Here is a 6,328-nt window from a genome sequence, read left to right as displayed (position 1 = left end):
CCAACGCCTGACATGTTCCTGTCAGCCTCCGGTCACTCTGACGTCAGATCCTTGCCCCTAAAGTACCCCCAATGACTGCCCTACGGTGCCAGCGTTACAGGCACCAAGGACACATCGCTTTAGCTGGACCTCTTGCCATCCGCCGGAAGGAGAAACGCAATGAGCCATCCTGATGCGCACGCTAGTGCTCTTGATCCATTTACTTGGCAATCGACGCTCGACAGCAATCTGGACAGAAAAGGCCTGTTGCTCCGCCTGTTCGCCGAACAGCGATTCATGGCCGCGCAGGTGCGAACCTGCAAGCTGGATCACAGGGACTATCTGCTTTCGCTGATTGATCCGGCATCGACGGTGAACGATGGCACTCGGCACTCATCAAGCGTCGACGGCCATCGAATGCGGAGCGTTATAACCGAAGCGGCAAAGAAAGCTCATTGGGGCAAGCCCCCAAGACATGGTCGGGCGCAAGGCATCGCTGCCCACTATGACGCGCAGACCTGCATGGCGGTTGTTCTCGATATCGAAGTGAGCGACGAAGGCCGCTTGATCATTCATGACGCGGTCGTTGTCGCGGACTTGGGTTTCTTGAAAAATCCTGGTCGCGTGCGCTCGCAGCTCGAAGGCGCTTGCCTGATAGGGATAGCGTTCGTGACATCCTGCGATTTTGAGCCGACCCTCGGAGATACCCGGCCTAAACCTGCCTATCGCACCCGTTGGCCACTCGTCTCATGGCTGCCAGGACAGATCGCGGTGCACCTGATCAATCCCACCGGGGCTCCCGAAGCCGGCCAGCCCAGCCAGACCAGTTACGCACCTGTCGCCCGGGCCTTGTGCAATGCGATTTTGAAGGCCACGGGTAACGGTTCGGTCCGGAGCCAGCTAACCGTCGCCACAGCAAGCCAGCTAAATTAAAGCTTCCAGATCAGATGAGGTTCTGCGCCATGCCTTCAGGATCCAATGTTTTTTTCAACAGCCGCGGGCAACGCGGCGCGGACCTGTTCGTAGAAGTGCTTCGCAGCGAGGGGGTACGTTACGTCTTCGGCAATCCGGGAACAACCGAACTGCCTTTGCTCGACGCCCTCTCAGGCGCCTCAGACATCCAATACATCCTCGGCCTCCAAGAGGCCTCAGTCGTAGCGATGGCCGACGGTTATGCGCAGGCATCCGGTCGCCCCGGCTTCGTCAACCTCCATACGGCCGGTGGACTCGGCAATGCAATGGGCGCAATTCTCAACGCGAAGATGGCGAATACGCCGCTTGTCGTCACGGCGGGCCAACAAGACACGCGACATGGCGTGACCGACCCGCTGCTCCACGGAGACCTCGTCGCTCTCGCCCGACCGAGCGTCAAATGGGCGGAAGAAATTCATCATCCCGAACACATCCCGATGCTGCTGCGTCGTGCGTTTCAGGACTGTCGCACGGGGCCGGCCGGCCCGGTTTTCCTTTCCCTGCCGATAAACGTGATGGAGCAACACACGGATGTAACGGCCGGCCCGCCATCGCGAATCGAGCGCGGTGCCGTGACCGGGGCGATTGAGGAATTGGCCGCTGCCTTAGCGGCAATTACCCCCGGTTGTCTGGCGATTATCGTTGGAGAGGAAGTGTTCCAGTCGAGCGCGGAAGTTGAAGCCGTGAAGCTCGCCGAAGCACTCGGCGCGCCGGTCTACGGGCCATCCTGGCCCGGGCATATTCCGTTTCCGACGGCTCATCCGCAGTGGCGGGGAACGCTGCCTGCGAAGGCTTCCGATATCAGAGAGACGCTCTCTGACTTCGACGCAGTCTTCCTGCTCGGCGGCCATTCGTTGATCAGCTATCAATATTCCCAGGGCCCCGCTATTCCCTCTCACTGTCGCCTTATCCAATTGACCGGCGATGGACACCAATTAGGCAGAGTCCACGAGACAGCGCTAGGGCTGATCGGAGATTTAAGACTCTCCTTGCAAACGCTGTTGCCGATACTGGACAAGAAATTGGTCCCACACAGCGAGGCAATCGCAACGCTGCGAAACGTCGCAGGCCAAGAACGCGATACACGTCGTGCCGACGTCGTCGCTCGCGTCAGTCGCGAATTCAACACGCCGGTGACAACGCCTTTCGTAGCTGCCCACGAGGCTATCCGGGCAATCGGGCCGGACGTCTGGATCGTCGACGAAGCACCTGCCACGATTCCTCATGTCCGTGCCTGCCTGGACTCCCATTCGGCCCGCCAGTATCTTTTTACCCGCAGCGCCATCCTGGGCTGGGGCATGCCGGCGGCTGTCGGTACGTCGCTTGGCCTGGACCGCAGCCCGGTAGTCTGTCTGGTCGGTGATGGCTCGGCAATGTACTCACCGCAAGCACTCTGGACGGCGGCGCATGAACGGCTGCCGATCACGTTCGTTGTCATGAACAACGGCGAATACAATATTTTGAAGAGTTACGCTCGTAGCCAGGCGCACTATCTGAGTGCAAGCACTCACAGGTTCATCGGCATGGACCTCTGCGACCCGGCGATCGATTTCCTGGCCCTCGCCTCTTCCATGGGGATCCCTTCCCGCAGGATCGAGCGCGCCGGCGATATTGCAGGAGCTGTCGAAGAAGGTATTCGCTCAGGCTGCCCGAATCTCATTGAACTACCGATCATGCCCTGAAGGAATGGGCGCACCTGGTCCCTGCTGACACTCATCCCAAACACCCCGCATCAGTTCCTTCAGCAGCAGCGCCTCGCTCCAGCGATCCGTTATGTCGCGCCCATCACTCCCTGTGATCGCATAGGGTGGCGGGCCAAGTTCACAGGTGAAGGACAGGCTCGTGGGTGTGTTCGGTCGCGCGAGCCAATCCTTGATTCCGTAGCGCCACCAGCCCAGAAACCGATCCAACCAGGGGCGATGCTGGGCAAAGGTCAAGGGCACCTGGACCTGCTCACTATTAGCGACTCGCCCGTGAAAACCCCAACTGTGTCGTAGGATGGTGTGAATCTGTTCGTCGTCTTCGGCCGCGGCCGGCTCAGGCAATTCGCGGCCCACGACGTAATGGGACAAGTCAGCCAACAACTTGAGGTCGGGCATCTGCGCGAGCAAGTCGAGGGTGAACAACAGGTCACTGGTGAGACGATAGCGGTGGGTTTCCAGCAGGATCGGAAAGTCCACCTGCTCGGCCAGACGCTGCCAGCCTTCGATCAGAGTGATCGCTTGTGCCAGCGTGCGCGGCCGGACGTCGGCTTGCAGCGTGAGGTGGTGGCAGCCGTAACGGGAGGCAACCTCAAGTGCTTGCGCCAAGTCATTCACGGTGCGGGGAAACAGTTGACCTTCGATTTGCAGGCCTTGCGCCTTGGCAGCGGCATGCAGACGTTCGGCCTGTGGCGCGATCCAGAAATGGTCGGTGACCCCATCGAAGCCAGCAGCGGCAATCTTCTCCACCTGCGCCTCCAGGCAAAGATCGCATTGACCACGGTGATCTTGCATGGCCCACAGGGACTGAAATACCAGGAATTCACGCATGTCAGGGCCTTAGCAGATGTTTGAGCGAGACATCGGCGTCGGCCAATGCGTCCACAGAGAGTGGAGTCAGGTTGGCAATCAGCCGTTCACACAACTTGATGTCCTTGGCAACGCTGTTGCCCTGCCCCCAGCCGCAGGCGCCTTGCAAACGTTGCTCGGTGTCCAGGTAGAACAGCAGCAGACCACCGCCTGCCAAGGTGCGAACAGCCGAAGGTGGCGTCGGTGGGATCACGCCCACCGTCTGTAAGCCCCAGTCGTACTGATCAGACCAGAAGCCGGGAACCCCCTCGAACGGCAGCTCGCCACCCAACAGATTCAATGCCGCGTGACGGCCCTGGGTCTCGGCATTGCGCCAGGTTTCCTGGCGCTGGAATAACGCGTCGGCGTGCAGGCGAAACTCACACACATCGCCGGCAGCAAAGATGTCTGGCGCGCTGGTGCGCAACTGGGCATCGACTCGAATCCCCTGGCCCACCTCAAGCCCCGCGGCCGCGGCCAATTCGATGTTGGGTTGCATGCCGATACCGACTACCACCCAGTCACAGGGCAGCACCTGGCCGTCCACCAGTTGCACCGCCTCAGCGCGTTCGATGCCTTGTACCCTTTCAAGCGCTACGTTCAGCCGCACGTCTACGCCCTGTTGCCGATGCAATTCCAACAAGGCCTGGGACACAGCTTCAGGCAATACTCGCCCGGCCAGTCGTGGCCCGGCTTCCAGCAACGTCACCTGACAGCCTAAGGTTCGGGCCGTTGCCGCGACTTCGAGGCCGATAAAGCCACCGCCGATGATCACCAGGCGCGTGCCGGGTATCAATGCGCTGCGCAGGGCCAGGGCTTCGTCATGGGTGCGCAGGTAAAGCACGTTGGCCAGAGGTTCAGGCACCAGGGACAAGCGACGCGCTCTGCCCCCGGTCGCCAACAGTAATCGGCTGTAGGGCAACCAACGTCTGTCGGTCAATTGCAGGCGGTGGTGCTGCGGATCCAGGCTTTTTACCGGGTTGCCCGCCAGGTGTTCGATGTTCAGTTCAGTGAGCCGGCTATCCCTCCACAGGCTGCAATCGTCCAGGTCCATCGTGCCCTGCAGCAAGCCCTTGGACAGCGGAGGACGCTCGTACGGCAAATGGAGTTCATCGCCGATCAGGATCAACCGACCGGTATAACCCTGCTCGCGCAAGGTCAGCGCCGCGCGGCCACCGGCATGGCCGGCGCCGACGATAATCAGTGGAGCATTCATGGCGTGCACTCCTGGCGGTCAAGCTGAAATGGCGAGCAGAACCCGCCCCGCGTCGACCCGTACCGGAAAGGTCTTGAGGTTGACGCACACTGGCGCCCCCAAGGCTTTGCCGGTGCGATAGTCAAAGCGCCCGTTGTGCTTGGGGCACTCGATGACGTGGTCCATCACCAGGCCGTCAGCCAGGTGGATCGACTCGTGAGTACACAGGCCAGCAGTGGCAAAAAACTCGTTATCAGCAGAGCGGTAGATGGCATAGGTATGCGGACCGTGGTCGAAGCGAATGACATCTTCTTCATTGATTTCGCCCACGGCGCATACATCGATCCATTGATCGTTCATGGCGTTTTCTCTTGTTCGGGGTACAGCCGGAAGGTGTCAGCCCAGGGTGGCTTCAGCCTGTGGATGAGCTTCGGTGGCAGGCCTTGAGCTACCGACGGGGCGTCGCACGAAATACGTCGGGTCCTTGCGCTGCTTCAAGAGGGTCGGAATGATTTCCTTGAAGGCCTCACCTATGTTGGCGTAAGGCGGCGGGCAGTCGTGGCGGATCTCTTCATGGAGTTGCGCCAGGGCGTGGTACGGCACCATCGGGTACATGTGGTGCTCAAGGTGATAATTCATGTTCATGTACAGAAAGCGCAGTACCCGGTTCATATAGATGGTGCGGCAGTTGCTGCGGTGGTCCAGCACGTCTTCCGCCAGGCCTACATGTTGGGTGAGGCCAAACAGGTAGGACAACCAGCCGCCATACAGGATGGGCAGGCCGATATACATCAGCGGCAACCAGCTGTGCAGGTAAAGCGCCGCGCCAAAGATAACCGCGTAAATCACGAGCCAGATACGGGCCGCCAGGAACACCTTGGGCCATTCGGACTCAGGAATGAACGTCTGTTCCTGGGCATCCATTTTGCCAACCGCGTGCCGACACACGCCCCCCATCGTCTTCAGCAGCAACGGGATCTGGAACAGGCTCAGCAGCATCATGAACAAGCTCGGTGGACGCGGTTCGACGATTTCCGGATCGCGGCCGACGACGATGGTGTCGGTATGGTGCCGGGCATGGCTCCAGCGCCACACATGGGGCTCGAACATGCACATGAAGCTCGCCACCTGGTAGAGCGCATCATTCATCCAGCGAGTCTTGAAAGCTGTGCCGTGGCCGGTTTCATGCCAGCGCGGGTTGGAGGCGGTGGCGTACAGAACGCCATACGCTAGAAAAAACGGCACACAAGCCCAAGTGCCCCAGAACCAGTAGCCGCCGAAGCCGGTGGTCAGCAGGGCCAGCAGCCAGATGGTGGTGTCGAGCAAGGCCGGACCGTCGCGACGCTGCATCAGTTGCTTCATGCGTTGACGGGAGATGGGCGACTGGTACCAACTGGCCGATACAAGGCCTTTTTCAGCCGCGCGTGCGGCTTCAGGGCCGGTCAGGCGATAGTCCCGAGTAGAGGCGGTGTTGTCTTGAGACATTGTTATTGTTCTCCGCAAGCGTGAGATGTCAGGTGCTTTGCGTAAGAAAATATAGAGAGCGTGGAAGACCCCCTCAAGGGCTTGAATACATTCCCTATCAAGCTATCATCCAGCTCGTGCGGGGCTTGATAGTTTTCTATCAAGACGC

General features: G+C 60.0%; 6 protein-coding genes. 2 read left to right on the top strand and 4 right to left on the bottom strand.

What is annotated here, in order from left to right; translation table 11 throughout:
• Positions 1-159 precede the first annotated feature (159 nt).
• Both GSM73_RS25810 and GSM73_RS25805 read left to right on the top strand, forming a co-directional pair.
• A complete protein-coding gene (locus tag GSM73_RS25810) occupies positions 160-912 on the top strand; it encodes a hypothetical protein (RefSeq protein ID WP_178129684.1) in 753 nt (250 codons plus the stop codon).
• A 29-nt stretch (positions 913-941) separates the two neighbouring features.
• Positions 942-2,633, top strand: coding sequence for a thiamine pyrophosphate-binding protein (locus GSM73_RS25805; protein ID WP_160894253.1), 1,692 nt, complete (start codon positions 942-944; stop codon positions 2,631-2,633).
• Here the strand turns inward: GSM73_RS25805 and GSM73_RS25800 are convergent.
• From GSM73_RS25800 to GSM73_RS25785, 4 genes are read right to left on the bottom strand one after another with little or no spacing between them, the layout of a single operon-like run.
• Positions 2,616-3,482, bottom strand: a complete 867-nt coding sequence (locus GSM73_RS25800) for a sugar phosphate isomerase/epimerase (protein WP_160894251.1) — start codon at positions 3,480-3,482, stop codon at positions 2,616-2,618. The genes GSM73_RS25805 and GSM73_RS25800 overlap by 18 nt on opposite strands.
• Before the next feature lies 1 nt (position 3,483).
• Complete coding sequence (locus GSM73_RS25795) at positions 3,484-4,716, bottom strand: NAD(P)/FAD-dependent oxidoreductase (RefSeq protein WP_160894249.1); 1,233 nt, start codon at positions 4,714-4,716, stop codon at positions 3,484-3,486.
• An 18-nt stretch (positions 4,717-4,734) separates the two neighbouring features.
• Entirely contained in the window at positions 4,735-5,055 is a 321-nt protein-coding gene (locus GSM73_RS25790; RefSeq protein WP_047229685.1) for a MocE family 2Fe-2S type ferredoxin, read from the bottom strand.
• A gap of 36 nt (positions 5,056-5,091) precedes the next feature.
• On the bottom strand, positions 5,092-6,180 hold the full coding sequence (locus tag GSM73_RS25785; RefSeq protein ID WP_160894247.1) for a fatty acid desaturase family protein: 1,089 nt from the start codon (positions 6,178-6,180) through the stop codon (positions 5,092-5,094).
• Positions 6,181-6,328 lie beyond the last annotated feature (148 nt).

This window comes from Pseudomonas sp. PICF6 (assembly GCF_009831705.1).
Taxonomy (GTDB): domain Bacteria; phylum Pseudomonadota; class Gammaproteobacteria; order Pseudomonadales; family Pseudomonadaceae; genus Aquipseudomonas; species Aquipseudomonas rhizophila.
This window is presented reverse-complemented; position numbering and strand designations above follow the sequence as displayed.